Genomic DNA, 25,972 nt, shown 5'->3' with positions numbered 1-25,972 from the left:
GCGGGAGGCGGTTCAAATACGGCCGAGCTTCACGTGTACCAAGGCAGTGCGGCCGCTCTCGACGATGCCGATGCAGCGATCCAGCACCTCGCAGACCTTGCCCGGGTCGGACAGGATTTCACCGTGGGCGCCGTGCACTTCGGCAGCCTTCGAGAAATCCGCGTTCGCGGTGAAGTTGGCCGCGAACTCATCCTGCTCGCGGGCGTCGCCTTCCGGGTAGACCCGCAGGGTCGACTCCTTCACGGCCGACCAGCCGCCGTTGTCCAGCACGATGACCAGCAGCGGCAACCGGTATTGGGCGGATACGGCCATGACCGAATCCATGTTGCCGAAATAGAAGCTGCCGTCGCCCACGACCTGCACGACCATGCGTTCGGGCGCGGCCAGCTTGGCGCCCAGCGCCATTCCGCCCGATGCGCCCAGGCCGCCTCCGCCGACGCGCATCAGCGTCCCGGGCCGGGGCCTGGGCAGTTGCGCGGACAGCGCGCCGGCGTTGCGGACCGCCTCGTTGAAGACGAGATCGCTGGGCTGCAGGCGCTTGCCCAGTTGGTCGAACAGATAATGCGGATTGATGTCGTCGGGACGGCCGGGATCTTCGGCGCGGCGCGCCACCTGTTCGCGCCATGCCCGGCGCTCGCCGGCTATCTGCAATGACCGCGCCTCGGTCTTGGGGTCGGCGCCGGAAGCGCCGAGCGCGCGCAGCCGGTCCAGCAACTGCTCCAGCACCCTGTCGCTGCTGCCTTGTATGCGCAGATCGGCGGGAAAAGTCCACATCGGCGAATTGCTTTTGAGCACGTCGACGTCGATCTGGGCCCAGAACGTGTCCGGCGAAAATGCCACGTCGCGGGGAAACCATGGAACGTCCACGTCCACCAGCATGCCGACGTCGGCGCGCGGCAAGTGCTGGTCGACCTGGAATCCGCAGAAATGCGCGCCCTCGTGCGAAATGTTGTTGACGCTGTTGGACTCGAACACGCGTATGCCGGCGCACTGCGCCAGCGCCTCGATCAGCTCGGACGTCCGCGCGTTGCGGCCGCCGAACGCCGTGATCAGGATCGGGTGTTCGGCGGCAAGCAGCCGCCGGGCCAAACGGTCCACCAGTTCCGGATCCGCGCCGCTGGCCTCGGCCGCGCCGAACTGCTTCGCGCCGTAGCTTTTCACGCGGTCCGGCGGCAGCGGTTCCGTCAAGGTTTCCCGGGGCAGCATGAGATAGGCGGGACCGCGGGGCTCGCTGTGCATGACGGCATGCGCGCGGCGCACCGCCTCCTTGGCGACGATTCCGGAAGGCAGGGTCCACTCCCATTTGACGTAAGGGCGGACGAGGCTGCCTTGGTCGAAGGGCTCTTGGACGAAATGCACGTAGGTGTCCCGCGTGCCCAGCATTTCGCCGGCGGTGGTGTAGGGAGCCTTGCCCGCCATCAGCAAGGCGGGCAGCCGTGACCGGAGCAGATTGTGCATGCCGTTGGCCGCGTTGGCCGTCCCCACGTCCACGTGCACCAGGACCCCCTGGCCCTTCCCGGTGACCGCGGCATACCCGCCGGCCATGTGGATGGCGGTGTTCTCGTGGGGGCACAGCACGATCTGGGGGCACCGCTCGCCCCGCTTGCGGCGCGCCGCGAGCTCCTCGATGATGGGCGCATGGTCCGTGCCCATGTTGCAGAACAGGTATTCGATCCCGACCTCGTTCAGCGCTTCCAGGAGATAGCCCGCGCTGGGGCGTCGGGAGTCGGCGGCAGACGGATTCATCATATGGCCTACTCGCCCTTCGCGCCCGTTTCCCGGATCACCTTGGCCCATATCGCCGATTCGGTCTTGATCAATTCGGAGAACTCGGCGGGGGTATTTCCCACGGAAACGCCCGAATAGCTGCCGACCTTCTCGATCACTTCCGGCATGCGGGCGATCTTGCCCAGCGCGGCGGCCAGCCTGTCGACGATGGGCTGGGGCGTACCGGCGGGCACGACGACGCCGTTCCACACGGCAGCGTCGATCGCGACGCCTTGTTCCGCCAGGGTGGGAATATCCGGGAACACGCGCGTGCGCTGGGCGCCCGTCACGGCGATGCCCGTCGCCCGGCCGCTCTTGATGGCGGGCATGGCCGAGCCGGTGAATCCGTAATGCACCCTGCCGGCGTTCAGGTCGACCTCGGCAGCGGCCGTGGTCTTGTACGGCACGTGGACGACGTCGAGGCCCACCATGCTGGCGAACAAGGCCCCCACGAGATGCGGCGAGGTGCCTTCGCCCGGGGAGTAGTAGTTCAGCTGGCCGGGCTTGGCCCGGGCCAATGCGATCAGTTCCTGGACCGACTTGATCTTGAGCTGGGGGCTGGCGATGAGGTAGAACGGCAGCGAGGCGACCATGGAGACGGGCTTGAAATCCCGCTGCGGGTCGTACGAAATATTCTTGTACAGGCTCGGATTGATGGCCAGCGTGGTCACCGAAGCCATCAGCAATGTGTAGCCGTCGGGAGGCGCATTGGCCACCAGTTCGGCCCCGAGCATGGTGCTTGCGCCCGGCTTGTTCTCGACGATGACCGACTGACCGAGCTCGCGGCCCAGGTAGTCGGCGAAGATCCGCGACACTACATCGGCGGTGCCGCCGGCTCCGTGGGGCACGACGAGCCTGACCGGCCGCGTGGGATAGTCGGCGGCGTGGGCGGCCGAGGTCGAGGCAAGCACGGTCGCCGCCAGCAGTACTTTCAGACTGGATCTCATTACGTTGGGTCTCCTTCCGGATTGATGCCTCTAAGCGGGCAATTCAGATTGGGCATGCCGGCTTCAGCTCTCTTGCGCAGCCGGCACGGCCGCGGCTTCCAGGGGCACGGACCAGGCATCGTATCCATAGACCCAGTCCGGGTCGGTCTTGCGCTGCATCCAGGTATTGGCTTTCGACCCTGCCTGGACCTGGCTGGTGCGAGGCTTGCGCATCGACTCGAACAACTTGAATGCCGATTCGATGTCGCTGCGATCCGCGCCCTCGATACAGCGCGCCAGGACGATGGAGTCCTCCAGGGCCATCGCTGCGCCTTGCGCCATGTACGGCGTCATGGGGTGGCAGGCGTCGCCCATCAGCACGACGCGGCCTTCGCTCCACCTGGGCAGCGGGTCGCGCTCGAAAATCGCCCATTTGTGGACCTCGTTGCACGAGGCCAGGACATTGCGGACATCCTTGTGGAACCCTGCGTAGGCGGCCCGCAGCAGCTCCACGTCCCCTTTTGCCGACCAGGATTCCGGGGTCACCCACCCGGCGTCCTCGGGCTGGCTGGTCACGAAGTACACCTCGTCCCGGGCGCGCGTGATGAAGTAGATGACGATGTGGCGGTCGGGCCCCCACCATTTGGTCCTGGACGAACCGACGTCGACGTCCTTGAGCTGGCTCGCCGGAAACGTGGTCCGGTAGGCCACGCGGCCGGTGAACCGCGGGTTCTCCGCGCCCAGCAGTTTCTCGCGCACCAGCGAATGGACGCCGTCGGCGGCGATGACGAAGTCGGCCTCGACCCGCAGGCCGCCGGCAAAGCCCAGCGTTACGCCCGAGCCATCCTGGTCGAACTCGACGAGCTCCTGCCCGCGATGGATGCACTCGTCCGGCACCAGCGTGGCCAGCGAGGCATGCAGGTCGCCCCGGTGCATGGCAAGGAACGGCGTGCCGTACCGGGTCCTGGCGAAATCGGCCAGGGGAAACTCGTTGCTGACTGCGCCGGTATCCCATTCCCTATTGAGCGATGAAGCGGGGGCGAAGGCGATGTCGCGCAGCTTCTGCTCCAATCCCAGCCCTCGCAGCACTTTCATCGCGTTCGGGCTCATCTGTATGCCCGCGCCGATACGGGCGAAGCGCTGCGCCTGCTCGTACACATCGGCCTGGATGCCTTTCTGGCGCAAGGCGGCGGCCACCGCCAGCCCGCCGATGCCGGCACCGATGATCGCCACCGATGACTTTTTCGTCGACATGAAACCTCCTCCCGGAGAAGCAACTCGTATGTTGAAAATGGAGAAAATCCATCGCTATGGCCGTAATATTGCCTGGTGTTAACTATTTGCAGAATATTCTGTCAGCAATAGCAGATATAGAACTTTGCTATGGGACAGCAGGCATATCGCGGAGAGGATCAGGTGGATCTCAAGCAACTCGAGTATTTCGTGCGAGTGGTCGAACTGGGCGGCTTCACCCGGGCCGCCCAGGCCCTGGGCGTCACCCAGCCTTCATTGAGCCGGCAGGTCAGGCTGCTCGAGCTCGAGCTGCACGAACACCTGCTCTACCGGACGGGCCGGGGGGCCGAGCCGACCGAGGCGGGCCGCCTGCTGTTCGAATACGGCAGCGCCATGCTCAAGCTGGCATCGCGCGCCAAGCAGGACATCGACAACCTGAAACGCATGCCCCGGGGCCGCATATCGGTGGGGCTTCCGCCGAGGCTGGCGCACTTGCTGACGCCCGTCCTGGTCGAATCGTTCCGGCGGCAATTGCCGGGCGCCTCCATCACCGTGTCGGAAGGCCCGAGCGTAAAAATGCGCGAATGGCTGCTGGACGGGCAGATCGACGTCGCCCTGTTCTACGACCCCGCTCCCAATGCGAAATTGGACTACGAGAGCATCTTCCGCGAAGAGCTGGTCCTGGTGGGCAAGTCGCCGGGCGTCGGCACCACGCTTCCCGCGCGCGTGAAACTGTCCCAGCTGCAGGCGTTTCCCGTGGTCCTGCCGTGCATGCCCAACACGATCCGGGTCATCGTGGACACCACCTGCCGCAGCCGGGACGTGCAACTGGACATCGTGGCGGAGGTGAACGCCGTGCACACCCTGGTGGCCGTCGTCGAACAGGGCCATAGCTTCGGCATCCTGCCCATCAGCGCCGTCAGCCGGCAGATACGCGAAGGCACCCTCGGCGCATCGCGGATCGAGTCCCCCACGATGCGCAATCACCTGGTCCTGGCCACGTCGCGCGCCAAATCCGACACCCGGCTGACGACCGAAACGCTCCAGCTGATCCGGGAAATGAACGTCTCGAAACTTCTTCAGAACGTCTGACGGCGGGAACCGGCGGTCGGCGGCTGGCGCCGCGCCGGCGCCTCAGCCCGGCAGCTCCGCTTCTTCGACGCCCCGGCCGAACTGGAAAGCCTCCGGCACCAGCAACTGCCGCGCAGCCAGCCACGCGTCGCGCACCGGCAGCATGTGCTCCACCACCAGCCGCGACAGCTCGGCGCGGTCGCCGCGCTCGATGGCGTCGACCATGGCGGCATGCTCGGCCACCGCGCGGGCCAGCCATTCGGGCCGCGAGATGCCGGTGGAGCGGATCGGGTCGGAGAGCCGGTTGTAGCGTTCGATGTCGGCGATCAGGTAGGGATTGCCGCAGGCGCCGAAGACGAGGTCGTGGAAGCTGTCGTTGTGCAGGCGCACGTCGCGCAGGCGGCGCTCGGCGACGGCGGCGCCGTGCGCCGCATGCACGTCGCGCAGTTCGCGCAGCAGTTCCGGCGTGCCCGGCAGCGGCATGGTTTCGACGGCGCGGCGGCACAGCGTGATGCGCACGTCGTAGATCCAGTGGACCTCTTCGGGGGAGTAATCCTTGACCCGCGCCGACTTGTTGCGCGGCTTGACCACCAACCCCTTGGCGGTGAGGTCGAGGATGGCGGCGCGCGCCAGGTGGCGCTTGATGTCGAAGCGCTGCATCAGCACGTCTTCGACGAGCTCCTGGTGGGGACGCAGCCGCCCCAGCACGATGTCCTCTTCGAGGATATCCACGACGGCGGCCAGTTGTTGTTCGTTCGGTTGCATGCGGTAGAAGCCCTAGCGGACCAGCAGTTCGAGCGGCGCGGCTTCGTCCCACAGCCACCGGCCGTTGCGCCGGAACAGCTGCGAGAAGTGCCCGGGCACGATCACGTCCGCCTGTCCACATATGTTGCGTATCGACGCGGTGGCGTTGGCCGCCGTGTCGAAGACCAGATCGCTTCCTTCGGCGATCACCTCTTTAGGGTACTTGATCGCGTCCCCTGCCAGTACCACCCGGCGGCCTTCAGGATCGGTAAAGCGCAGCGCCTGCGAGCCCGGAGTATGCCCCGGCACGGCGAAATGTTCGATGCCCGGCAGCACGGCGCCGTCGCCGCTGATGGCCTGGACGTCGCGCTCGGCCAGCAGTTCGTGGATTTTCCACGGAATGCTGGTGTCGTTGGGAGCAGGCCGGGCGGCGTAGTCCATTTCCTCGCGGCTCACCCATATCTTGGCGTTGGGAAACAGGTCCAGGTTGTGGCTGTGGTCGAAGTGCAGGTGGGACATGAACACGTGCGGAATCGCCGCCGGCTCCAGGCCGCGCGCGGCCAGGCCCTTGAGGAGCCCGGGCCGCACGCAGAAGTGTCCGGTGTCGAACAGCAGCGGCGTGCGGTCGTCGGCCCAGACCAGCACGACGTTGCAGAAGCCGAAGAAGCCGCCGGTGAAGCTCAGGTTGTTGCCCCGGAGGAGAAGTTCGTAGCGGATGGACATGGCGGTGATCGTTCTGGAGAAGGGCCGCCGGCGGATGCGCAAGGCAGCAGGCGGCGAAGTCGGAAATATAGCGTCAGCAACTCGACCATGATATTATCAAAACTATCCATTTAATTATTAATAACTAAATTGATTAATCCAAGCCAATGCCAACGTACGATTTCGTGGTGGTAGGAGGAGGGATCGTCGGCTGCTCGGTAGCCTGGCAGATCCTGCAATCGGAACCCGGCGCCACCGTCATGCTGGTGGAAAAGGAACAGTCGTTCGCCGCGCACCAGACCGGGCACAACAGCGGCGTGATCCACGCCGGCATCTATTACGCGCCAGGCAGCCTGAAAGCGCGCCTGTGCAAGGAAGGCAGCGCCGCCACGTACGCCTTCTGCGATGAGCACGGCATTGCCTACGAACGCTGCGGCAAACTGCTGGTGGCCACCAACGAGCGCGAGATGGAACGCATGCAGGCGCTGTATGCGCGGGGCCTGCAGGCCGGCCTCGACTGCGAGCTGGTGTCCGAGGCCGAGCTGCGCCGCAGGGAGCCGCGCATCAGCGGCCAGGGCGCGATCTTCGTGCGCTCGACCGGCATCGTCAATTATCGCCAGGTCACCGCCAAGATGGCCGAGCTGTTCACCGCGCAAGGCGGCAAGGTGACGCTGGGCTCGCGCGTGACGGCCATCGCCGAGCGCGCCGGCCACGTCGACGTCCGGACCAGCACAGGACCGCTGCGTGCACGTCAGTTGATCGTGTGCGCAGGCACGCAGGCCGACCGGATGGCCCGCCTGGCCGGGCTGGACGTGGATTTCGCCATCGTGCCGTTCCGCGGCGAGTATTACCGCCTGCCTCCCGCCTTGAACGACGTGACGCGGGCGCTGATCTACCCCATTCCCGACCCGGAGCTGCCCTTCCTGGGCATACACCTGACGCGCATGATCGACGGCAGCGTCACCGTGGGTCCCAACGCGGTGCTCGGTTTCGCGCGGGAAGGCTATCCCAGGTTCAGCGTCGACCTGAAGGATCTCTGGGAGCTCGCCACCTTCCCCGGCCTGTGGAAGCTGCTGCCCGGGCAATGGCGCAATGCCCTGCACGAGTTCTCGAATTCGATGTCGCGCGCCGGCTACCTGGAGGAATGCCGCAAGTACTGCCCGGAACTGACCGTGGCCGACCTGCAGCCCTACCCCGCCGGCATACGCGCCCAGGCGGTCTCGCGCCGGGGCGAGCTGATCCACGACTTCCTGATCAAGAAGACCGACCGCATGACCCACGTCTGCAACGCCCCGTCGCCCGCCGCGACGTCGGCGATTCCCATCGGCCGCCACATCCTCGACGGCCTGCTGGCCCGGGAGGCCGTTCCACCTCCGGCTGCCGAAGCGGCCGCCGGCGCACATTGACCAGAGCGGCGCCACGCACCTCACGCCCCACCCACGATATTCCTCCCACAGGACACCGCCATGAGCCAAGCCCATATTTTCCTCATCGACGACATCAAGCCGATCCAGCGCGGCGGCGGCGTGGTCACCACGCCGCTGGCCACGCACTTCAGCGCCCCCGAAGCCAAGTTCACCACCGGCATCAGCGTGTATCCGGTCGGCAAGGGCGCGCCGCTGCACGTGCACAACTGTGATGAGCAGGTCACCTTGCTCGAAGGGGTGGGCGAAGTCGAGATCGACGGCGAGATCACGCCGCTCAAGCAATACGACAGCACCTACATCCCCGGCAACAGGGTCCATGCCTTCCGCAACAAGGGCGACGTCCCGATGAAGATTCTCTGGATCTACGCCTCGATGAAGGTCACGCGCACCTTCGAGGGCAGCGACGAAGAAGTCGAGCATCTGTCCGCCAAGGACATGATGGCTAAGGACTGAGCCTTTCCGTTTTCCGTCCCAGTGCGGACGTCCATTGATTTGAACAGGAGTGACAACGTGGTTCTGGAAATTGCCGACATGGAAATCAAGCCCGGCCTGGAACAGGAGTTCGAGCAGGCCGTGCAGGCTTCGCTCCCCATCTTCCGCAAGGCGCCCGGCTTCATCGATCTGTCGCTGCAGCGGGGCATAGAGAACCCGGCGCGCTACCGCGTGCTGCTGCGATGGAAAACGCTGGAAGACCACACCGAGGGTTTCCGCAAATCGGAAGGTTTCCAGCAATGGCGGCAACTGGTCGGGCATTGCTTCGTCGATGCGCCCCACGTCGACCACAGCGTCTGCGTGGTCCAGTCCTGACCCTTCCCTGCACCGACCCACCAATCCGATCGGAGACAACATTCATGATCCAGCAACCGCGCCGCGGCGCCGCCCTCCTGGCCGCAGCCCTCCTGGCGGCCGCCGCCCCGGCCGCCATCGCGCAGACCGCGTCCTATCCCTCCAAGCCCGTCCGCATCGTCGTGCCCTTCCCGCCCGGCGGATCGAATGACGTGATCGCCCGCGTGCTGGCGCAGAAGCTCGGAGAACGGTCCGGCCACGCATTCGTGGTCGAGAACCGCGGCGGCGCCGGCGGCAACGTCGGCTCCGATGCGGTCGCCAAGGCCGACCCCGACGGCTATACCCTGCTGCTGACCGCCTCGCCGCCGCTGACCTCGAACGTCGCGCTGTACCCGAGCATGCCGTTCGACCCCGCCACCGCCTTCGCGCCGGTCGCACTGGTGGCGGCGGTCCCCATCGTCCTGGTGACCCATCCCTCTACCGGCGCCAAGAGCCTGGCGGACCTGATCGCCAAGGCCAAGGCGGAACCGGGCAAGTTCAACTTCGGCTCGTCGGGCAACGGCTCGACCAACCACCTGGCGGGCGAACTGCTCAAACGCAAGGCCGGCGTCGACATCGTGCACGTGCCCTACAAGGGCGCCGCGCCGGCGCTGAACGATCTGCTGGCCGGGCACATCCCGATGATGTTCGACAACCTGCCCGCGCTGCTGCCGCACATCCGCGCCAAATCGATCAATGCCGTTGCCGTGGCCGGAGCCCAGCGCGCCAAGGCCCTGCCGGACGTGCCGACCATCGCCGAATCCGGGCTCGCCGGCTTCGAGGCGAGCGCGTGGTTCGGGCTGGTCGCGCCCGCCAAGACGCCCCCGGCGGTGCTGGCCAAGCTGCAGGCCGACGTGGAGGCAGTGCTGCAGGCGCCGGACGTGAAGAAGCGTTTCGAGAACCTGGGCGCCGAGCCCGGCACGCTTTCGGGAGACGCCTTCCGCCGCTTCATCGCCGACGAAACGACGAAGTGGGTGGAGATCATCAAAGTGTCGGGCGCGCGCGCCGACTGACCCCTGCGCAGGCAACCGCGCGGCCCGGCCGGGCCGCGCGCATGAGGAACACATCCATGGATCTGAGTTTGAACGGCAAAGTCGCCGTAGTCACCGGCGGCAGCCTGGGCATAGGCCGGGCCGTGGCCGCCGAGCTGGCGGCCGAAGGCGCGCACGTCATGATCGTTGCGCGCGACGCCCGGCGCACCGAGGCCGCGGCGCAGGAGCTGGTCGGCCAGACGGGCGGACGCGTGCTCGCGTGCGCGGGAGACATGATGGACCCGGCCTCCATCGACCGCGTCATGGATGCGGCACGCGACGCCCTGGGGCCCATCGACATCCTGGTGAACAATGCCGGCTCGTCGCCGATGGGCACGTTGTCGGCGACCCCCGACGCCATCTGGGAAAAGTGCCTCAACCTGAAGCTGCTGGGCTATGTGCGTTCGGCCCGCAACGTGCTGCCCGCCATGCGCGAGCGGCGGTGGGGCCGCATCGTCAACATCATCGGCCGCAGCGGACACCAGCCGCGCGCCGCCTACCTGACGGGCGGCGCGGTCAACGCCGCGCTGCTGAACTTCACGCTGGCGCTGGCCGAAGAATGCGCGCCCGACAACGTTCTGGTCACCGGCGTCAATCCCGGCCCTGTCCAGACTTCGCGCTGGAACACCCTGGTGTCGCAAAGCGCGGCGCTGAGCGGCCAGGACTCCGATTCGGCCAACGACGCCGCCATTGCCTCGGTCGCCCTGGGCCGCGTGGGCCAGCCAGAAGAGGTGGCAGGCATGGTCGCCTTCCTGTGCTCGGAACGGGCCTCGTTCATCACGGGAACCTGCATCAACATCGACGGAGGAGGCACACGGTGCATCTGACAAGCAATCAACCCGCTCGCGTGCGCATCGGCGACGACTGCGAGCTGGCCGTCCGCGTGGACGATTACGTCCGCCCCTGGGGGCCGTCCGAGCCGGTGGTGATGCTGCACGGCCTGGCGGAGAGCGGCGAGGCATTCCGGCAGTGGGTGCCCCACCTGGCCGACCGCCACGTGCTGATCCGCCCGGACCTGCGCGGCTATGGCGGTTCCACGCCGATGGCGGGCGACTATCCGTACCGCTTCGACGGACTGGGCCGGGACATCATCAGCCTGCTGGACCGGCTCGATCTGGAGCGCGTCTTCCTGGTGGGCGGCAAGATAGGCGGGACGCTGGCGCTGCACCTGGCGGCGCGCTACCCCGAGCGCGTCGCCGCGGTGGCCGCGGTGGGCGCGCCGATCTCGCTGACCTCGTTCGCGGAACGGGCGCCGACCTGGCGCAGCCAGATCCGCGAGCGCGGCGTGGAATGGTGGGTCCGCGACACGACTGCCGGCCGGCTCGGCAGCTCGCTGCCGCCCGCCGCCATAGACTGGTGGGTCGAACTCATGTCGCGCACCCCGGCCTCGACGCTGGAAGCCTTCCTGCAGATGGTGCCGACCGTCGATGCCACGGCCGACGTCCCCCGCATCGCATGCCCGACGGTGGTGATCACCACCACCGGCTCGGGACTGGGCAGCGTGGATACGGTCCGCGCCTGGCAAGAGACCATACCCGGCTCCGTGCTCGAAGTCCTGCCCGGCGATTCCTATCACGTCGCCGCGACGCATCCTGACGAATGCGCCGGCATCGTCCGCCGCTTCTTCGCGAATATCTCCGCCTGACCCGAGACCGCACCCGACTGGAAAGACCAATGGAACTGCAATATCGAATCGGGGCCGAGTGGGCCCCCGGCGAGCACGGCGACTGGGCCGAAGACACCAGCCCGTCGGACGTGCGCGAGGTGCTGGCGCGCTATCGGCTGATGAGCCGCAGCCAGGTCGATCGCGCCATGGACGCGGCGATCGAGGCCTTCCCGGGCTGGAAAGCCGCCTCGCCCGTGGCGCGCGCCGCCGTCCTGTCCAAGGCTGCCGCGCTGCTGCGGCAGCGGCGTGACGAACATGCGCGCGTGGTGGCCCGGGAAAACGGCAAGACCCTAGCCGAAGCCACCGTCGAAGTCGAGAAAAGCGCCGACTTCCTCGATTTCTACGCCGCTACCGCGCGCATGCCCAGCGGCGGATTGATCGCCGACGCCCGCCCGGGCACACGGGGCCTGGCCATGACGGAGCCGGTAGGCGTCATCGCGATGATCACGCCGTGGAACGACCCCATGCTGACGCCCGCGCGCAAGCTCGGCCCGGCATTGGTCTCGGGCTGCACCGTCGTGCTCAAGCCGGCGCGCGAGACGCCGCTGGCGGCGGACCTGCTGGTGCGCGCGCTGGTCGAGGCCGGGCTGCCCGCCGGCGTGTTGAACACCGTCATCGCCGATCACGCCACGTTCGACGCAGCGGTGATCGCCCATCCGCGCCTGGCGGGCGTCACCTTCACCGGCTCGACCGCCGTCGGCCTGGGCCTGTCACGCAAGCTGGCCGGCCGCACCGTACGGCTGCAAACCGAGATGGGCGGCAAGAACGCCACGGTCGTGCTGGCCGATGCGGACCTGGACCTGGCCGCCTCCACGCTGGCGGCCGCGGCGTTCGGCCAGGCCGGCCAGCGCTGCACGGCCACCAGCCGCGTCATCGTCGAGGAAACCGTACACGACGCGTTGCTGGAGCGCCTGCGCGCCGCCGCCGGCGCGCTCAGGCTGGGCGCCAGCCTGGATCCCGGCACCCAGCTCGGCCCGGTCGTCAGCCGCCGCCAGCAGGCGGAGGTGCTGGCCCATATCGACAAGGCCCGCGCCCATGGCGGCCGTATCGAACTCGGCGGCGGCCAGCCCGACGGCGAGGCCTATGCGCACGGCTGCTTCGTCCAGCCCACCATCGTCACCGGCGTCACCGCCGACATGCCGCTCTGGCGCGAGGAAGTCTTCGGCCCGGTGCTGGCGATACGGCGCGTCGCGTCGTTCGACGAGGCCGTGGCGGCGGTCAACGATTCGGACTACGGACTGTCGGCAGCGCTGTTCACCTCCAGCCTGCGCCATGCCCAGCGCTTCCTGGACGCCGCCGACACGGGCCAGGTCGGGATCAACCTGCCCACGTCCGGCTGGGACGTGCACCAGCCTTTCGGCGGCTTTAAGGAATCGGGCTCGCCTTTCAAGGAGCAGGGAGTGGAGGGCCTGCGCTTTTATACGCGCACCAAGATGGCTGCGATCCGCTTCGACTGGTAGCTTCGTGAACGTTCCCGGGGCAGCGGACGCGCCGTTCGCCCCGGCATTCGACGAGCCGGACAGCGCGGCGAAACGGGCGGAAACGAACCGGACCAGGCGCGGCGGCTTGGAAAGGCTCAGCGGGGCAATGGATGGAGAATTGCAGAGCAGACTGCAAAAGGAAGAAGTACAGCGGAGAAGAACCGGAATTCGGGAGTATTTCTATAGCCGCGAGCGGCCGATGCTACTTTGGCATCGGCCGCTCGGGCGTTTTGTTTTTCTAAAGACTGCAGGGGTTTTGTCTCCTCCACTGCATGACGATATTCTGCACCGCTATTACTCATGTGACACTAGGTATTCACCCCTAGATGGTGCAAACAGCCTTTAAAAGCCTGCCACGAAAGCACCAATAGCGTGCATCTTACCGGCTCACAGCGCTTTGCCCAACTGTTCGAGAATGGCGGGATTCTCCAGCGTGGAGACGTCCTGCGTAACCGTTTCGCCTTTGGCCACCACCCGCAGCAGGCGGCGCATGATCTTGCCGGAACGCGTCTTGGGCAGGTTGTCGCCGAAGCGGATTTCCTTGGGCTTGGCGATGGGGCCGATTTCCTTGGTCACCCAGTTACGCAATTCCTTGGCGATTTCCGCCGCCTTCGCGTCGTCCGGCCGCGCGCCCTTCAGGACGACGAAGGCGACCACGGCCTCGCCGGTCAGGTCGTCGGGACGGCCGACCACCGCGGCTTCGGCAACCAGCGGGTTCGCGACCAGCGCCGATTCGACTTCCATCGTTCCGAGGCGGTGGCCGGAGACGTTCAACACGTCGTCGATACGGCCCATGATCCAGAAATAACCGTCGGCATCGCGGTTGGCGCCGTCGCCGGCCAGGTAATAGCCGCCGAGCTCCTCGGGGTAATAGCTCTTCTTGAAGCGCTCCGGATCGCCCCAGATGGTGCGGATCATCGCCGGCCAGGGGCGCTTGATCACCAGGAAGCCGCCCTTGCCGAGCTCCACGTCGCCGCCGGTTTCATCGACGATGGCCGCGAAGATGCCGGGCAGCGGCTTGGTGCATGAACCGGGTTTCAAGCCGGTCACGCCCGGCAGCGGATTGATCATGTGCCCGCCCGTCTCCGTCTGCCACCAGGTGTCGACGATCGGGCAGCGCTCTGCGCCGACATTGGTGTAGTACCACATCCAGGCTTCCGGATTGATGGGCTCGCCCACCGAGCCGATCAGCCGCAGGCTGGACAGGTCGTACTTCCGGGGATGTTGGTCGGGATTGGCCTCGGACGCCTTGATCAGCGAGCGGATCGCCGTAGGCGCGGTATAGAAGATGGTGGCGCGGTGTTTCTGGATCATTTCCCAGAAGCGGCCGGCGTTCGGGTAGGTCGGCACGCCTTCGAACACGATCTGCGTCGCCCCGGCCGCCAGCGGGCCGTAGGCGATGTAGGTGTGGCCGGTGACCCAGCCCACGTCGGCCGTGCACCAATAGACATCCTTGGGCTTGAGGTCGAAAGTCCATTTCATGGTGAGCGCCGCCCACAGCAGATACCCCCCCGACGAATGCTGCACGCCCTTGGGTTTGCCGGTCGAGCCCGAGGTGTAGAGCACGAACAGCGGATGCTCGGCGTTGACCTGCACGGGCTCGCACGTGTCCGGCTGGCCCTGCTCGACGTCGTGCATCCAGAGATCGCGTCCATCGTTCCAGGCCACGGCGCCGCCGGTGCGGCGATAGACGATCACCTTGCTCACGGCGTCGCAGCCGCCCATGGCGAACGCCTCTTCGATCGCGGGCTTGAGCGGGATGGTCTTGCCGCCGCGCACCTGCTCGTCGGCGGTGATGATCAGCGTGGCGCCGACGTCGACGATGCGTTCCTGCAGGCTCTTGGCCGAGAAACCGCCGAACACCACCGAGTGCGTGATGCCCAGCCGCGCGCAGGCCTGCATGGCGACCACGGCCTCGATGGACATGGGCATGTAGATGATGGAGCGGTCGCCCTTCTTGTAGCCCAGCGCCTTGATGCCATTGGCGAAGCGGCACACGCGCGCATGCAGGTCGCGGTAGGTGGCCTTGGTGACCGTGCCGTCGTCGCTTTCGAAAATGATGGCGACCTTGTCGGCGTTGCCGTTGGCCAGGTTGACGTCGAGGCAGTTGTACGAGACGTTCAGCTCGCCATCGCCGAACCATTTGTAGAACGGCGCATCGCTTTCATCGAGCACCTTGGTGAAAGGCTTGCTCCACTGCAGGTGCTCGCGCGCCAGGCGACCCCAGAACCCATCGAAATCGCGTTCGGCCTCCTCGCACAAGGCCTGGTAGGCGGCAGGCCCCGAGATGTTCGCTTGTTGGACGAACGCCGCGGAAGGTTGGAAAACACGCGTTTCGGTCAGAACAGAATCGATGGTAGACATCGCCTTGCGTCCTATAGGGGAAGCCCACCCCCTACCCGCTTCGCGGGCCCCCTAAAGGGGGCGGCGCTGGCGGACCGGTGGAGCCGGATCCGCGGCGCCCTGGATCGGCGCGAGAGGGGGTGGGTGGGTTAAGTGGTGGCTGAGACGAGTAGGTTACCGAAACTTGGCGTGGAGTTCGCGCTGCAATGCAGCAGAAATGGCGCTGCCCGGCCTTGGCTTACAATTCGTGCCGTCCCGATATATCGCACGTCGCGCTCTCAGCAGAACATGTCCTTCCCTCCCTCGCACGCCGGCCTGCCCCGGACGGAACCCCTGCGGCCGCTGCCCAAGCTCATCTTCATGAGCCGCTGGCTGCAACTGCCGCTCTATCTCGGGCTGATCGTGGCCCAGGCAGTCTACGTCTATCACTTCTGGGTCGAGCTCGTACACCTGATCGAAGCCGCCTTCGGCAACGAACACGCCATCGCCATGCTGGCCGAGGCGGTCATGCCCGTGGTTCCGGGCGCCGCGCCGGCCGCGGTGCCGACCAAGCTCACCGAGACCACCATCATGCTGGTGGTCCTGGGCCTGATCGACGTGGTAATGATCTCCAACCTGCTCATCATGGTGATCGTCGGCGGCTACGAGACCTTCGTCTCGCGGCTGCACCTGGAAGGCCACCCCGACCAGCCCGAGTGGCTTTCGCACGTCAATGCATCGGTGCTCAAGGTGAAGCTGGGCACGGCCATCATCGGCATCTCGTCCATCCACCTGCTCAAGACTTTCATCAACGCCGCCCACTACGACGCCAAGACCATCCTGGCGCAGACCGGCATCCACCTGGCCTTCCTGCTGTCCGCAATGGCGATCGCCTATTGCGATCGCCTGATGGCCCCCATGCTCTCGCAGGACCATCCGGGGCACTGAACCGCCCGGCCGACCACGCGGCGCGGCAGCCATGCCCGCGCCTTCCACTTTTTTCGGAGTGCTCATGTCCACCGTCATCAAGGAAGAAGACCTGATCCAGTCGATCGCCGACGCGATCCAGTTCATCAGCTATTACCACCCCGTCGACTACATCCGCCACCTGGCGCGCGCCTACGAGCGCGAGCAGAACCCGGCCGCCAAGGACGCCATCGCGCAGATCCTGACCAATTCGCGCATGTGCGCCGAAGGCAAGCGCCCGATCTGCCAGGACACCGGCATCGTCAACGTGTTCATGAAGATCGGCATGGACGTGCGCTTCGACACCTGTAGGACCTTGCAGGAGCTGTGCGACGAAGGCGTGCGCCGCGGCTACCTGAATCCGGACAACATGCTGCGCGCCTCGGTGCTGGCCGATCCGCAGTTCGAGCGCAAGAACACCCGCGACAACACCCCCTGTGTGCTGAGCGTCGAACTGGTGCCCGGCAACACCGTCGACGTGCAGGTCGCGGCCAAGGGCGGCGGCTCCGAGAACAAGACCAAGTTCGTCATGCTCAACCCCAGCGACTCGCTGGTGGACTGGGTGCTCAAGACCGTGCCGACCATGGGCGCCGGCTGGTGCCCGCCGGGCATGCTGGGCATAGGCATAGGCGGCACGGCCGAGAAGGCCATGCTGATGGCCAAGCAGTCGCTGATGGACGACATCGACATGTACGAGCTGCTGCAGCGCGGCCCGGCCAACAAGCTGGAAGAACTGCGCATCGAGCTCTACGAGAAGGTCAATGCGCTGGGCATCGGCGCGCAGGGCCTGGGCGGCCTGACCACGGTGCTCGACGTCAAGATCAACATGTTCCCGACCCACGCGGCCTCCAAGCCGGTGGCCATGATCCCGAACTGCGCCGCCACCCGCCACGCGCACTTCGTGCTGGACGGCTCGGGCGTGGCCATCCTCACCCCGCCGTCGCTGGACGAGTGGCCCGACGTGCACTGGGCGCCGGACTACAACAAGTCCAAGCGCGTGGATCTCGACACCCTGACCAAGGAGGAAGTCGCCTCGTGGCAGCCCGGCCAGACCCTGCTGCTGTCGGGCAAGATGCTGACCGGCCGCGACGCCGCCCACAAGCGCATCCAGGACATGCTGGCGCGCGGCGAGCAGCTGCCGGTGGACTTCACCAACCGCGTCATCTACTACGTAGGCCCGGTCGATCCGGTGCGCGACGAGGTGGTCGGCCCCGCCGGCCCCACCACCGCCACCCGGATGGACAAGTTCACCGACATGATGCTCGAGAAGACCGGCCTGATCTCCATGATCGGCAAGGCCGAGCGCGGCCCCGCCGCCATCGAGGCCATCCGCAAGCACAAGTCGGCCTACCTCATGGCCGTGGGCGGCTCGGCCTACCTGGTGTCCAAGGCCATCCGCGGCGCCAAGGTGGTCGGCTTCGCCGACCTGGGCATGGAAGCCATCTACGAATTCGACGTGCAGGACATGCCGGTGACGGTGGCGGTGGATTCGACCGGCACGTCGGTCCACCAGACCGGCCCCAAGGTCTGGCAGGCCAAGATCTCGGAACTGGCCAACATCCCCGTCGTGGAAGCGTAACCGGCCCGGTCGGACAGGACACGGCCGTCCCAGGGAGGAATGCCGCGCCGGGCCGAATTGTCCACGATGGCGTCCTGCTCTACTATTTCCGCAGGATGCCATCGTGCATATCGAACTGTTCAGCGCGCTGACGATGGAAAACCGTCTCGACACCAAGATCGACTCGGTTGCCCGCGAGATCGGCTACGTGAAATGGTATGCCGCCTCGGCGGTGCCTGCCACGGCCCTGGTGCTGGGCCTGCTCAACTACCTGAAGGGCTGACCGCCCCGGCGGCGCGCCCTCGCGCCACGCCGCGCGCCATGTCGACGCGGCCCAGTACCGCCAGCCCGATCACGAAGAACACGCCGGTCGAGAGTATGCCCAGGCGGTGGTTGCCGGCCGTGGCCCAGGTGACGATGCCGTAGGTCAAAGGACCGATGATGGAAGCCAGGCGCGTGGCGAAAGTCCAGAGGGCGAAGAACTCGCCCAGGCGGGCGACGGGCGCCAGGGCTCCCGTCATGGCGCGGCCGGCGCTCTGGCTCGATCCCATGCACAGGCCGGCGATCGTGGCGGCCACCCAGAAGCCCGCCGGGCTGGTGGCGAAGAAAGCCACCAGCACCATGGCGATCCAGCCAGCCAGCGTCACGGCCAGCGCGGGCTTGTGGCCGATGCGGTCTTCGACGAAGCCGAAGCTGAACGCTCCGGCCGCCGCCGCGATGTTGACCAGGAATACCAGCATCATGATCTGCGCCTGGGCGAACTGCATGACCTGTTCGGCATAGACCGCGGCCAGCGTGATGACCACCGCTATCCCGGCCTGGTAGAAGACGCCGCAGACCAGCAGCATCCGGAAATCGGGGAACGCGCGCGCGCCGCGCCACGAGGCCGCCAGCTGGCGCAGGACGGCGCCCGGGCCGGGCACCGCCCGCACCGCGTCCTGCGGCTGTGCCCGTTCGCGCAGGAACATGAACACCGGCACCGCCGCCGCGGCGAACACCGCCGCCGTGACCAGCATGGTCCAGGGCACGAAGTCGGTGGCTGGACGACCCGCCGCCTGGGCTGCGAGCACGATCGCCAGCGACAGGCCCAGCGTGAGCATGCCGCCCACGTAGCCGAAGCTCCATCCCCAGCCCGATACCCTGCCGAGGGCCTGCGGGCGCGCCAATTCCGGCAGGAAGGCGGCGATGACCGATTCGCCTATGCTGTAGCAGACATTGGAGACCACGATGGCGGCCACCGCGATCCAGAGGCTGCCCGGTCCGGCCAGCGCCAGCGCGGCGGTGGCGGCGACGCAGCCTATGGTGCTGGCCGCCAGCAGGCGCTTCTTGCCGGCGCGCGCGTCGGCCCAGGCTCCCAGGCCCGGCATGGCCAGCATGACGATGAGATAGGACAACGACAGCGCCGCCGTCCAGGCCAGCGTGCCCCACTCGGCATTGCGGGCGACCACGCTGACGAAATAGGCATTGAAGACGGCCGTCAGGACGACCGTCGTGTACCCCGAGTTGGCGAAGTCATAGAGCGCCCAGGCCAGAACCTCGCGCGGCCGCACGCCCTCGTTGAGCGCGCCGCGCATGAAGCGGACCGGCATCCCGGCGCCCTGTGCGGACCCGTTCCGGCTCAGATGCCGAGCGCGGCGATGCCGGCGCGGGCGATCTGGACATCCTCGTTCGACTTGACGCCCGAGACGCCGACGGCCGCGATGACCTGGCCTTCGACGGTGACCGGCACGCCGCCTTCCAGCATGCCCTGGAGGACGGGTGCGGACAGGAAGGCCGCGCGGCCGCCGTTGACGATTTCTTCATAGACCTTGGACTCGCGGCGGCCGAGCGCGGCGGTATTGGCCTTGGCCGGCGCGATGTGCGCGGAGATCGGCGGGGCGCCGTCCAGGCGCAGCATACCCAGCAGATGGCCGCCGTCGTCCACTACCGCGATGGATACGGCCCAGTTGTTCGCCACGGCTTCCGCTTCCGCGGCGGCCAGAAGCTTCTTGACGTCTTCGGCGGTCAGCACATGCTTGGTCTTCATGAAGAGAATCCTAGTTGGGGAGGAAACCCCGGATTGTAGGACGGCGGCGCGCCGGATTCATGCCCGCGCGTGCACAAGTGCATTGACCGAAACACCCCTAAACATGTATCTTAGCGCCACTTTTGCATCAATACGCGTCAGATGCCGTCGCCACGCATGGAAAAAAAGCCCTTCATCCAATACGTAGGCCTCGCCAAAGCGGGCAAGCATGCCATGGCGGTGCTGGGCTTGGCGGCGCTGGCGGGGTGCGCCACGCAGCCCGCCACGGTCGATCAGGCGGCCAAGGCCGATCAGGCTGCACCGGCCAGCCGCACGGCACGCTACAGCCTTCCCTCCCATCCGGTTCCGTCCTGGAAAGACTTCTCTCCCGTTCCTGCCCTGCCCAACCGGTTCGAAGCCGACCCGGCAAAGATCCTGTCAGGACAATGGCAGGAAGAGACGCCCGACGATACGGCAGCGGCCAGCCAGGCGGAACTGGCGGCCTACGCGCTGAATTACCTCGGGATCCCCTACCGCTCCGGCGGCTCGTCGCCCGACGCGGGCTTCGATTGCAGCGGCCTGGTCAATTACGTCAGCCGCGAAGTCCTCGGCTTGAAGCTGCCCCGCAGGGCCGAGGAAATAAGCCGGGTCGGCTCGCCCATCGCGCTGGGCGACCTGCAGCCCGGCGACCTCGTGTTCTACAACACGCTGCGCCGCAAGTTCTCGCACGTAGGCATCTATCTGGGCGACGGCCGCTTCGTCCACTCCCCCTCGACGGGGGGAGTCGTCCGGATCGAAAGCATGGACCTGGCCTACTGGAAGAAGCGCTTCAATGGCGCACGGCGCCTGGCTTCTGCCGAATAAGCCTCACGCTGACCTCTTGCTGGCGGGCGCCGCGGGCGCAGGCTTCGCCCGGCTGCGCGCCGCACAGGCCACAGTTCTCCAGGGCCTGCTGCATCGAACACACCGAGCGCCGGCAGGCGACGACCTGTATCCCCGAACGCTGCGCGGCCTGACGAAAGGCCTTCATCACGTTGTGCCCCAGGAAATCGGTGAGCAGGATCAGCAGTTCCGTTCCCGAGGGCAGTTGCAGCGTCTTTTTCTGGTGCGCGGGATCCCGGCCGCTGATGTGATGGGTGATGGCGATGTTGTGCCCTTTCAGCAGGTCCGGAATATTGCCGAGCCGGTCCGCTCCGACGACGACTGCGCTGACAGCCATGGTGTTCTCCGTGATATCGAACGAATGAACAAATGATAATCATTCTCGTTATAGAGTCAATAAGAATGATACGGATTATCATTTGAATAAAATGATCGATACCTCCGGTCGGATAGGAAAAAGACAAATCTCCCGTTGCACCGGCAGGCGGCCCGCGCTCCGTCAGCCCTTCTCGGCGGGCTTGATGGCCTCCTGCACCACGTCGCGGGTCAGGCTGGGCGCCAGCAATTCCACAAAGGTATAGACGTAGTCGCGCAGGAAGGTGCCAGATTTCATGCCGAGGCGGCTGGTGTGCACGCCGAACAGCCGCCCCACCGGCAGGCCTACGAGCCTGCTGTCGCGCCGCGGATCGTAGGCCACCCCCGCAATAATCCCTATCCCCAGCCCCAGCTCCACGTAGGTCTTGATGACGTCCGCGTCGATGGCCTCCAGCACGAAGTCGGGATGGATGTCTTCGGCGCTGAAGGCCTGGTCGATCGCCCCGCGGCCGGCGAAGGCGCGGTCGTAGGTGATGATGGGGTATTGCGCCAACTGTGCCAGGGTGAGCTTTTTAGCCTGCGAGGAAGTCAGTTGCGCCAGTGGATGTTCCTGCGTCACCACGACCACGTGTTCCCAGGTATAGCAGGGCAGCGTGACCATGCCCGGCGTCAGGGCGAGCGCCTCGGTGGCCACCGCCAGGTCGGCCTGCTCGTTGAGCACCATGTCGGCCAATTGGCCGGGGCTGCCCTGGATCAGGGTCAGGTGGACCTTGGGAAAGAGCTGGCGGAATGCCGGAATGACCTGCGGCAAGGCATAGCGGGCCTGGGTGTGGGTGCAGGCTATGGTCAGGCCGCCTTCGTCGCGGCGCGCATATTCGTCGCTGACCTTCTTGAGGTTGTCGACCTCGTGCATGATGCGATCGACGATCTGCGAAACGGCCTGGCCGGGCTTGGTCAGCCCCTTGATGCGCTTGCCGTGGCGTTCGAAGATCTTGACGCCCAGTTCGTCCTCCAGCTCGATGATGGCCTTGGACACCCCGGGCTGCGAGGTATAGAGCATGCGCGCGGCTTCGGTCAGGTTGAAGTCCCGGCGCACGGTTTCACGGACGAATTTGAATTGCTGCAGGTTCATGGTGCGTTTCACTATGATGGCCGCCGGCTCCGACGAACGGAAGCCGGCAGCATTAGATCATAATGTAATATGCACCAATCTACTTATTATATTTAGTAATTAGCATATCGCATGCGGGGCCTGGCCTCGCCCGCATGCCGGCGGTCGGAAGCCGGGCGTCTCACGCCGCCTTGGGCTTCTTTACCCGAAGCCGGAAATGCAGCAGCACGGCGGTCAACAGCGCGACCGAGCCGTGCAGGCCGATCATCGCCACGAAGAAATCCAGCTTGCCGTTGTTCACCCAGGCCTTGGCCAGGTTGACCATGTTGAGATAGAACAGCGCCACCAGCAAGGCGATGACCACGTCGCCCGACCGCCCCAGGCGCGGATTGACCGCGCCCAGCGGAATCGCCAGCAAGGCGAGGTTGATCGCCAGCAGCGGCATGCTTATCCGCCACAGCAGCTCGCCGGCGGCGCCCGGCCCGCCGTCGCGCAGCAATTGCATGGTCGGCCGCGCCTTGGTGGACAAGTCGTCGCCCAGGGGCCCGGCCTTGCTTTCCATCCGCACACCGTACTTCTCGAAGCTCGTCAGGCGGAACTCCGGGGTGCCCGGCACGAACTCGTAGCGATGGCCCGACCCCAGCACCATGAAGCGATCGCCATTGGAATGCTCGTCGATCTGGCCCGTTCCCGAGACCAGGATATTGAGCCTGCCGTTCTCCAGCCAACGGGCGAAGATGTTGTTGACGCGGTCCACCGGGTTGCTGGCCGACTCCACGTAGAACACGCGGTCGATGCCGCTCGACTCCAGGAACTGCCCCGGCGTGACCTTGGACACATCGGAGCGCTGCTCGTAGCGCAGCCGGTAATCGGCGATCTGCCGCTGCGCCCAGGGCGACGCCGCCAGCGTCAGCACGGCCACCAGGGCCGCGGAGGGAATGGCGAAACGCAGGATGGGCCGGATCCAGTCCAGCAGGCTCAGGCCGCTGGCGAACCAGACGACCATTTCCGATTCGCGGTAGTTGCGGGTGACCGTGGTCAGCACCGCGATGAACACCGAGACACCGATGATGGTGGGCAAGGCATTGATGGACGAGAAGGCGGCGATGCCCATGACCACGTCCGCGCCTATCCTGCCCGCCGCCGCTTCGCCCAGCAGGCGCACCATGAGCACGCTGCCCCACACGACCACCAGCGTGGAGAATACGACGCTGGCATGGCTGGACAGCTCGTCTTTGACGGAGCGTTGAAACAGGGACACGGTGCTGGCCTGTGCGAGGGACCCGCATCTGCGGGATAATTGACGATCTCGCGACTACATACAGGAAGAATCGCGCATGGACTTTAGCACACAGACCTCCGCCCCCGAGAAGATCAAGACCGCCGCGCTGGTGGTCGGCGTGTTCGCCGACGGGATGCTCACGCCTGCTGCCGACGCCCTGGACCAGGCTGCTCAAGGGGCCGTGCGCGCGGCGGCGAAGACCGACTTCAAGGGCAAGACGGGCGAGACGCTGGTGCTCAGGAGCCTGTCCGGCGTCGCGGCCCAGCGCGTCATCCTGGCGGGCCTGGGCGCGCCCGATGCCTATTCTCCCAAAGCGCTGGCCGCGGCCAGCCGCGCCGCGCTGGCGGTCGCAGCGGGCCTGGGCGTGGCCGAGGCCGTATCGGCCCTGGCCGCCGTGCCCATGCAGGCGGCCGACATGCGCACCCGCGCGCGCCTGTCCGCCATCGCCGCGGGCGATGTTACCTATCGTTTCGATGCCACCTTCAGCAGCCGCAACGCGTCCAACCGCCCGAAACTGGCCCGCCTGGCCCTGGCGGTCGCGCGCGGCGACGCCAAGCAGGCCGACGCCGGCCTGCTCGAAGGCGGCGCGATCGCCAACGGCATGACGCTGGCGCGCGATCTCGGCAACCTGCCCGGCAACGTCTGCACCCCCACCTATCTGGGCGACACCGCCCGCAAGCTGGGCCGCAGCCACAAGCTCAAGGTCGAGGTGCTGGACCGCAAGCAGATCGAGGCGCTCAACATGGGCTCCTTCCTCTCCGTGGCCCGCGGCTCCGACGAGCCGCCCAAATTCATCGTGCTGCGCCACGAAGGCGCCAGGCAGAAGGCCACCGGCCGCGGCAAGGCCGCCGGCCCCGGCCCCATCGTGCTGGTCGGCAAAGGCATCACCTTCGACGCCGGCGGCATCTCGATCAAGCCCGCCGCCGGCATGGACGAGATGAAATACGACATGTGCGGCGCGGCCAGCGTGTTCGGCACCCTGCGCGCAGTGGCCGAACTGGATCTGCCGCTGGACGTGATCGGCGTCGTGCCCACGTGCGAGAACCTGCCCAGCGGCCGCGCCAACAAGCCCGGCGACGTCGTCACCACCATGTCCGGCCAGACCGTCGAGATCCTCAACACCGACGCCGAAGGCCGCCTCATCCTGTGCGACGCGCTGACCTACGTCGAACGCTTCAAGCCCGCCGCCGTCATCGACATCGCCACGCTCACCGGCGCCTGCGTCACCGCGCTGGGCCACCTGAACTCGGGCCTGTTCACCCACGACGACGCGCTCGCCGATGCTCTGATCACGCTGTCGCGCCAGGCGCTCGACCCGGTCTGGCGCATGCCGCTGGACGAGGAATACCAGGAGCAGCTCAAGTCCAACTTCGCCGACATGGCCAACATCGGCGGCCCGCCCGCCGGCGCCGTCACGGCCGCGTGCTTCCTGTCGCGCTTCGCCAAGAAGTACCGCTGGGCGCACCTGGACATCGCCGGCACCGCATGGCGCAGCGGCAAGGACAAGGGCGCCACCGGCCGTCCCGTCCCGCTGCTCACGCAATACCTGCTGTCGCTGGTCTGAGCCCGTGACCGAGATCGACTTCGCGTTCAGCGCCCCCGACCGCCTGCGCACCGCCTGCCAGATCGTCGCCCGCCATCACCAGGCGGGCCACAAGCTGGTGGTGTTCTGCCGCGACGGCGGGCGGCTGAACGCATTCGATCAAATGCTCTGGGCGCTGGACGACATCTCCTTCATCCCGCACGTGCGCGTCAGCGATCCGCTCGCGGCGCAGACTCCCGTCATCCTGACCGCCTCCGACGCCGCCACGCCGCACCACGACTGGCTGGTGAACCTGGACGACGCCTGGCCGCCCATCTACACCCGCTTCCGGCGCGTGATCGAAGTCGTCTCCAACGACGTGGCCGACCGCGAAGCCGCCCGCGACCGCTGGCGCTTCTACCAGGAATGCGGCCACACCATCGTGCGCCACGACGTGTCGCGCCAACAGCTACCCTAAAGCATGCCAGCCCCCCACTCCCTGCGCGACGACCCCGGCGTCCCCCTGCTGACCGAGGTCCTCGACCTCACGCCCCCGCCCCTGCGGCCCGCCGCACCGGCCACGCCAGCCGCGCCGACCGCGTCCGCAGCTCCCGCCCAGGCCGCAGCCGCCATCGACCTCGAAGCCCAGTTCGAATCCGTGCGCGCCGAGGTCCTGAAAGACCTGCTCGACCGCGTCGAACCGCTCCTCAAGACCCGCATGCGCGCCGCCCTGGAAACCGCCGCCGCCCGCGCCCTCGACGACATCGCCGACAGCCTGCATGCCGAACTCGCCCGCATGGTCGACGAAGCGGTACAGAAAGAGATGATCCGGCTAGAGGCGAAAAGGTAGCCCCGCAGGTATCCCAACACCCTGCAGACGCCCTCGGTTTGAGTCGCCTGCTCTTCTGCCCGATGCATGACATCACCGGAGGCCGTCTTCGCGGCGGCGCGCGGGAGCCGGGCATCCGGGGCCGCCGTCGCCGGGGCGCCGGACGGGGAAGCAAGGGCGCAGCTGTTCGAGCGCGGCATTAGGGACAGTCCGGGGGACTGTCCCCGCGCGAGTTCTGCGCCCGCCCCGGCCGGCGTTCCGGCGACGGGAAGTCCCGCGCAGCGGGACCGGCGTCGCTGCCCGGCTC

26 protein-coding genes are annotated in these 25,972 nt (G+C 66.8%); 15 read left to right on the top strand and 11 right to left on the bottom strand.

What is annotated here, in order from left to right:
• Positions 1-12: 12 nt before the first annotated feature.
• From PIGHUM_RS17765 to PIGHUM_RS17755, 3 genes are all read right to left on the bottom strand, one after another.
• Positions 13-1,749, bottom strand: a complete 1,737-nt coding sequence (locus tag PIGHUM_RS17765) for a thiamine pyrophosphate-requiring protein (protein ID WP_124081025.1) — start codon at positions 1,747-1,749, stop codon at positions 13-15.
• 5 nt (positions 1,750-1,754) lie between these two features.
• Positions 1,755-2,714, bottom strand: a complete 960-nt coding sequence (locus PIGHUM_RS17760) for a Bug family tripartite tricarboxylate transporter substrate binding protein (protein ID WP_124081023.1) — start codon at positions 2,712-2,714, stop codon at positions 1,755-1,757.
• Positions 2,715-2,777: 63 nt separating this feature from the next.
• Positions 2,778-3,947, bottom strand: a complete 1,170-nt coding sequence (locus PIGHUM_RS17755; RefSeq protein ID WP_124081021.1) for an FAD-dependent monooxygenase — start codon at positions 3,945-3,947, stop codon at positions 2,778-2,780.
• A 162-nt stretch (positions 3,948-4,109) separates the two neighbouring features.
• Between PIGHUM_RS17755 and PIGHUM_RS17750 the strand changes: the two genes are divergently transcribed.
• Positions 4,110-5,018 (top strand): LysR family transcriptional regulator, encoded by a 909-nt coding sequence (locus PIGHUM_RS17750; protein ID WP_124081018.1) that lies wholly within the window; start codon positions 4,110-4,112, stop codon positions 5,016-5,018.
• A gap of 42 nt (positions 5,019-5,060) precedes the next feature.
• On the opposite strand, the gene PIGHUM_RS17745 is transcribed toward PIGHUM_RS17750, so the two are convergent.
• On the bottom strand, positions 5,061-5,762 hold the full coding sequence (locus PIGHUM_RS17745) for a GntR family transcriptional regulator (protein ID WP_124081016.1): 702 nt from the start codon (positions 5,760-5,762) through the stop codon (positions 5,061-5,063).
• Between the two features lie 12 nt (positions 5,763-5,774).
• Positions 5,775-6,464, bottom strand: coding sequence for an MBL fold metallo-hydrolase (locus PIGHUM_RS17740; RefSeq protein WP_124081014.1), 690 nt, complete (start codon positions 6,462-6,464; stop codon positions 5,775-5,777).
• A gap of 146 nt (positions 6,465-6,610) precedes the next feature.
• Between PIGHUM_RS17740 and lhgO the strand changes: the two genes are divergently transcribed.
• From lhgO to PIGHUM_RS17705, 7 genes are read left to right on the top strand one after another with little or no spacing between them, the layout of a single operon-like run.
• Positions 6,611-7,849 (top strand): L-2-hydroxyglutarate oxidase, encoded by a 1,239-nt coding sequence (gene lhgO, locus PIGHUM_RS17735; protein ID WP_124081011.1) that lies wholly within the window; start codon positions 6,611-6,613, stop codon positions 7,847-7,849.
• Positions 7,850-7,909: 60 nt separating this feature from the next.
• Entirely contained in the window at positions 7,910-8,323 is a 414-nt protein-coding gene (locus PIGHUM_RS17730; RefSeq protein WP_124081009.1) for a cupin domain-containing protein, read from the top strand.
• A 57-nt stretch (positions 8,324-8,380) separates the two neighbouring features.
• Positions 8,381-8,677: an antibiotic biosynthesis monooxygenase family protein gene (locus PIGHUM_RS17725; RefSeq protein WP_124081007.1), complete on the top strand. Its 297-nt coding sequence runs from the start codon at positions 8,381-8,383 to the stop codon at positions 8,675-8,677.
• 44 nt (positions 8,678-8,721) lie between these two features.
• Positions 8,722-9,708 carry a tripartite tricarboxylate transporter substrate binding protein gene (locus tag PIGHUM_RS17720; RefSeq protein ID WP_124081005.1) on the top strand — a complete coding sequence of 329 codons (987 nt, stop codon included), beginning with the start codon at positions 8,722-8,724 and terminating at the stop codon, positions 9,706-9,708.
• A 56-nt stretch (positions 9,709-9,764) separates the two neighbouring features.
• Entirely contained in the window at positions 9,765-10,553 is a 789-nt protein-coding gene (locus PIGHUM_RS17715) for an SDR family NAD(P)-dependent oxidoreductase (RefSeq protein ID WP_124081003.1), read from the top strand.
• On the top strand, positions 10,544-11,371 hold the full coding sequence (locus PIGHUM_RS17710; protein WP_222929276.1) for an alpha/beta fold hydrolase: 828 nt from the start codon (positions 10,544-10,546) through the stop codon (positions 11,369-11,371). The genes PIGHUM_RS17715 and PIGHUM_RS17710 overlap by 10 nt, the downstream gene beginning before the upstream one ends.
• Positions 11,372-11,400: 29 nt before the next feature.
• On the top strand, positions 11,401-12,852 hold the full coding sequence (locus PIGHUM_RS17705) for an aldehyde dehydrogenase family protein (RefSeq protein WP_124081001.1): 1,452 nt from the start codon (positions 11,401-11,403) through the stop codon (positions 12,850-12,852).
• A 408-nt stretch (positions 12,853-13,260) separates the two neighbouring features.
• Here the strand turns inward: PIGHUM_RS17705 and acs are convergent, their stop codons facing one another.
• Positions 13,261-15,237 carry an acetate--CoA ligase gene (gene acs / locus PIGHUM_RS17700; protein ID WP_124080999.1) on the bottom strand — a complete coding sequence of 659 codons (1,977 nt, stop codon included), beginning with the start codon at positions 15,235-15,237 and terminating at the stop codon, positions 13,261-13,263.
• A gap of 267 nt (positions 15,238-15,504) precedes the next feature.
• Here acs and PIGHUM_RS17695 point away from each other — a divergent pair, with 267 nt between their 5' ends.
• From PIGHUM_RS17695 to PIGHUM_RS23950, 3 genes are all read left to right on the top strand, one after another.
• Positions 15,505-16,143: a YqhA family protein gene (locus PIGHUM_RS17695; protein ID WP_124080997.1), complete on the top strand. Its 639-nt coding sequence runs from the start codon at positions 15,505-15,507 to the stop codon at positions 16,141-16,143.
• A gap of 64 nt (positions 16,144-16,207) precedes the next feature.
• Positions 16,208-17,740 carry a fumarate hydratase gene (locus PIGHUM_RS17690; RefSeq protein ID WP_124080996.1) on the top strand — a complete coding sequence of 511 codons (1,533 nt, stop codon included), beginning with the start codon at positions 16,208-16,210 and terminating at the stop codon, positions 17,738-17,740.
• A gap of 103 nt (positions 17,741-17,843) precedes the next feature.
• The gene (locus PIGHUM_RS23950) at positions 17,844-18,002 is read left to right on the top strand and encodes a hypothetical protein (RefSeq protein ID WP_160142334.1); all 159 of its coding nucleotides are present in this window, start codon (positions 17,844-17,846) and stop codon (positions 18,000-18,002) included.
• On the opposite strand, the gene PIGHUM_RS17685 is transcribed toward PIGHUM_RS23950, so the two are convergent.
• Together PIGHUM_RS17685 and PIGHUM_RS17680 are read right to left on the bottom strand one after the other, a co-directional pair.
• A complete protein-coding gene (locus PIGHUM_RS17685) occupies positions 17,983-19,308 on the bottom strand; it encodes an MFS transporter (RefSeq protein ID WP_246013295.1) in 1,326 nt (441 codons plus the stop codon). The two genes, PIGHUM_RS23950 and PIGHUM_RS17685, sit on opposite strands and share 20 nt — an antisense overlap.
• A 29-nt stretch (positions 19,309-19,337) precedes the next feature.
• Positions 19,338-19,745 (bottom strand): GlcG/HbpS family heme-binding protein, encoded by a 408-nt coding sequence (locus PIGHUM_RS17680; RefSeq protein WP_124080994.1) that lies wholly within the window; start codon positions 19,743-19,745, stop codon positions 19,338-19,340.
• Positions 19,746-19,901: 156 nt separating this feature from the next.
• On the opposite strand from PIGHUM_RS17680, the gene PIGHUM_RS17675 reads away from it, so the two are divergent.
• Positions 19,902-20,588, top strand: coding sequence for a C40 family peptidase (locus PIGHUM_RS17675; protein WP_246013294.1), 687 nt, complete (start codon positions 19,902-19,904; stop codon positions 20,586-20,588).
• Here the strand turns inward: PIGHUM_RS17675 and PIGHUM_RS17670 are convergent.
• From PIGHUM_RS17670 to lptF, 3 genes are all read right to left on the bottom strand, one after another.
• Positions 20,554-20,943 carry a DUF2325 domain-containing protein gene (locus PIGHUM_RS17670; RefSeq protein ID WP_124080992.1) on the bottom strand — a complete coding sequence of 130 codons (390 nt, stop codon included), beginning with the start codon at positions 20,941-20,943 and terminating at the stop codon, positions 20,554-20,556. The two genes, PIGHUM_RS17675 and PIGHUM_RS17670, sit on opposite strands and share 35 nt — an antisense overlap.
• A 162-nt stretch (positions 20,944-21,105) precedes the next feature.
• Positions 21,106-22,053, bottom strand: coding sequence for a CysB family HTH-type transcriptional regulator (locus PIGHUM_RS17665; RefSeq protein ID WP_124080990.1), 948 nt, complete (start codon positions 22,051-22,053; stop codon positions 21,106-21,108).
• 160 nt (positions 22,054-22,213) lie between these two features.
• Complete coding sequence (gene lptF / locus PIGHUM_RS17660) at positions 22,214-23,293, bottom strand: LPS export ABC transporter permease LptF (RefSeq protein WP_124080988.1); 1,080 nt, start codon at positions 23,291-23,293, stop codon at positions 22,214-22,216.
• A 76-nt stretch (positions 23,294-23,369) separates the two neighbouring features.
• Between lptF and PIGHUM_RS17655 the strand changes: the two genes are divergently transcribed.
• From PIGHUM_RS17655 to PIGHUM_RS17645, 3 genes are read left to right on the top strand one after another with little or no spacing between them, the layout of a single operon-like run.
• Positions 23,370-24,878 carry a leucyl aminopeptidase gene (locus tag PIGHUM_RS17655; protein WP_124080986.1) on the top strand — a complete coding sequence of 503 codons (1,509 nt, stop codon included), beginning with the start codon at positions 23,370-23,372 and terminating at the stop codon, positions 24,876-24,878.
• A 4-nt stretch (positions 24,879-24,882) separates the two neighbouring features.
• The gene (locus PIGHUM_RS17650; RefSeq protein ID WP_124080983.1) at positions 24,883-25,314 is read left to right on the top strand and encodes a DNA polymerase III subunit chi; all 432 of its coding nucleotides are present in this window, start codon (positions 24,883-24,885) and stop codon (positions 25,312-25,314) included.
• A gap of 3 nt (positions 25,315-25,317) precedes the next feature.
• Complete coding sequence (locus PIGHUM_RS17645; RefSeq protein WP_124080981.1) at positions 25,318-25,686, top strand: hypothetical protein; 369 nt, start codon at positions 25,318-25,320, stop codon at positions 25,684-25,686.
• Positions 25,687-25,972: the final 286 nt, after the last annotated feature.

Source organism: Pigmentiphaga humi (assembly GCF_900606115.1).
GTDB lineage: Bacteria > Pseudomonadota > Gammaproteobacteria > Burkholderiales > Burkholderiaceae_B > Pigmentiphaga > Pigmentiphaga humi.
Note: the sequence above shows the minus strand (reverse complement) of the source record. Positions and strands in the feature narration are given on the sequence as shown.

Bases quoted from the DNA above. Each gene is read 5' to 3' on its own strand.
- PIGHUM_RS17695 (WP_124080997.1), top strand. From the start codon at position 15,505: ATGTCCTTCCCTCCCTCGCACGCCGGCCTGCCCCGGACGGAACCCCTG.
- PIGHUM_RS17705 (WP_124081001.1), top strand. From the start codon at position 11,401: ATGGAACTGCAATATCGAATCGGGGCCGAGTGGGCCCCCGGCGAGCAC.
- PIGHUM_RS17685 (WP_246013295.1), bottom strand. From the start codon at position 19,308: ATGCCGGTCCGCTTCATGCGCGGCGCGCTCAACGAGGGCGTGCGGCCG.
- PIGHUM_RS17655 (WP_124080986.1), top strand. From the start codon at position 23,370: ATGGACTTTAGCACACAGACCTCCGCCCCCGAGAAGATCAAGACCGCC.
- PIGHUM_RS17745 (WP_124081016.1), bottom strand. From the start codon at position 5,762: ATGCAACCGAACGAACAACAACTGGCCGCCGTCGTGGATATCCTCGAA.
- PIGHUM_RS17720 (WP_124081005.1), top strand. From the start codon at position 8,722: ATGATCCAGCAACCGCGCCGCGGCGCCGCCCTCCTGGCCGCAGCCCTC.
- PIGHUM_RS17645 (WP_124080981.1), top strand. From the start codon at position 25,318: ATGCCAGCCCCCCACTCCCTGCGCGACGACCCCGGCGTCCCCCTGCTG.
- PIGHUM_RS17670 (WP_124080992.1), bottom strand. From the start codon at position 20,943: ATGGCTGTCAGCGCAGTCGTCGTCGGAGCGGACCGGCTCGGCAATATT.
- PIGHUM_RS17715 (WP_124081003.1), top strand. From the start codon at position 9,765: ATGGATCTGAGTTTGAACGGCAAAGTCGCCGTAGTCACCGGCGGCAGC.
- PIGHUM_RS17765 (WP_124081025.1), bottom strand. From the start codon at position 1,749: ATGATGAATCCGTCTGCCGCCGACTCCCGACGCCCCAGCGCGGGCTAT.
- acs (WP_124080999.1), bottom strand. From the start codon at position 15,237: ATGTCTACCATCGATTCTGTTCTGACCGAAACGCGTGTTTTCCAACCT.
- PIGHUM_RS17755 (WP_124081021.1), bottom strand. From the start codon at position 3,947: ATGTCGACGAAAAAGTCATCGGTGGCGATCATCGGTGCCGGCATCGGC.
- PIGHUM_RS17730 (WP_124081009.1), top strand. From the start codon at position 7,910: ATGAGCCAAGCCCATATTTTCCTCATCGACGACATCAAGCCGATCCAG.
- PIGHUM_RS17675 (WP_246013294.1), top strand. From the start codon at position 19,902: ATGGAAAAAAAGCCCTTCATCCAATACGTAGGCCTCGCCAAAGCGGGC.
- PIGHUM_RS17690 (WP_124080996.1), top strand. From the start codon at position 16,208: ATGTCCACCGTCATCAAGGAAGAAGACCTGATCCAGTCGATCGCCGAC.
- lhgO (WP_124081011.1), top strand. From the start codon at position 6,611: ATGCCAACGTACGATTTCGTGGTGGTAGGAGGAGGGATCGTCGGCTGC.
- PIGHUM_RS17760 (WP_124081023.1), bottom strand. From the start codon at position 2,714: ATGAGATCCAGTCTGAAAGTACTGCTGGCGGCGACCGTGCTTGCCTCG.
- PIGHUM_RS17740 (WP_124081014.1), bottom strand. From the start codon at position 6,464: ATGTCCATCCGCTACGAACTTCTCCTCCGGGGCAACAACCTGAGCTTC.
- PIGHUM_RS17665 (WP_124080990.1), bottom strand. From the start codon at position 22,053: ATGAACCTGCAGCAATTCAAATTCGTCCGTGAAACCGTGCGCCGGGAC.
- PIGHUM_RS17680 (WP_124080994.1), bottom strand. From the start codon at position 19,745: ATGAAGACCAAGCATGTGCTGACCGCCGAAGACGTCAAGAAGCTTCTG.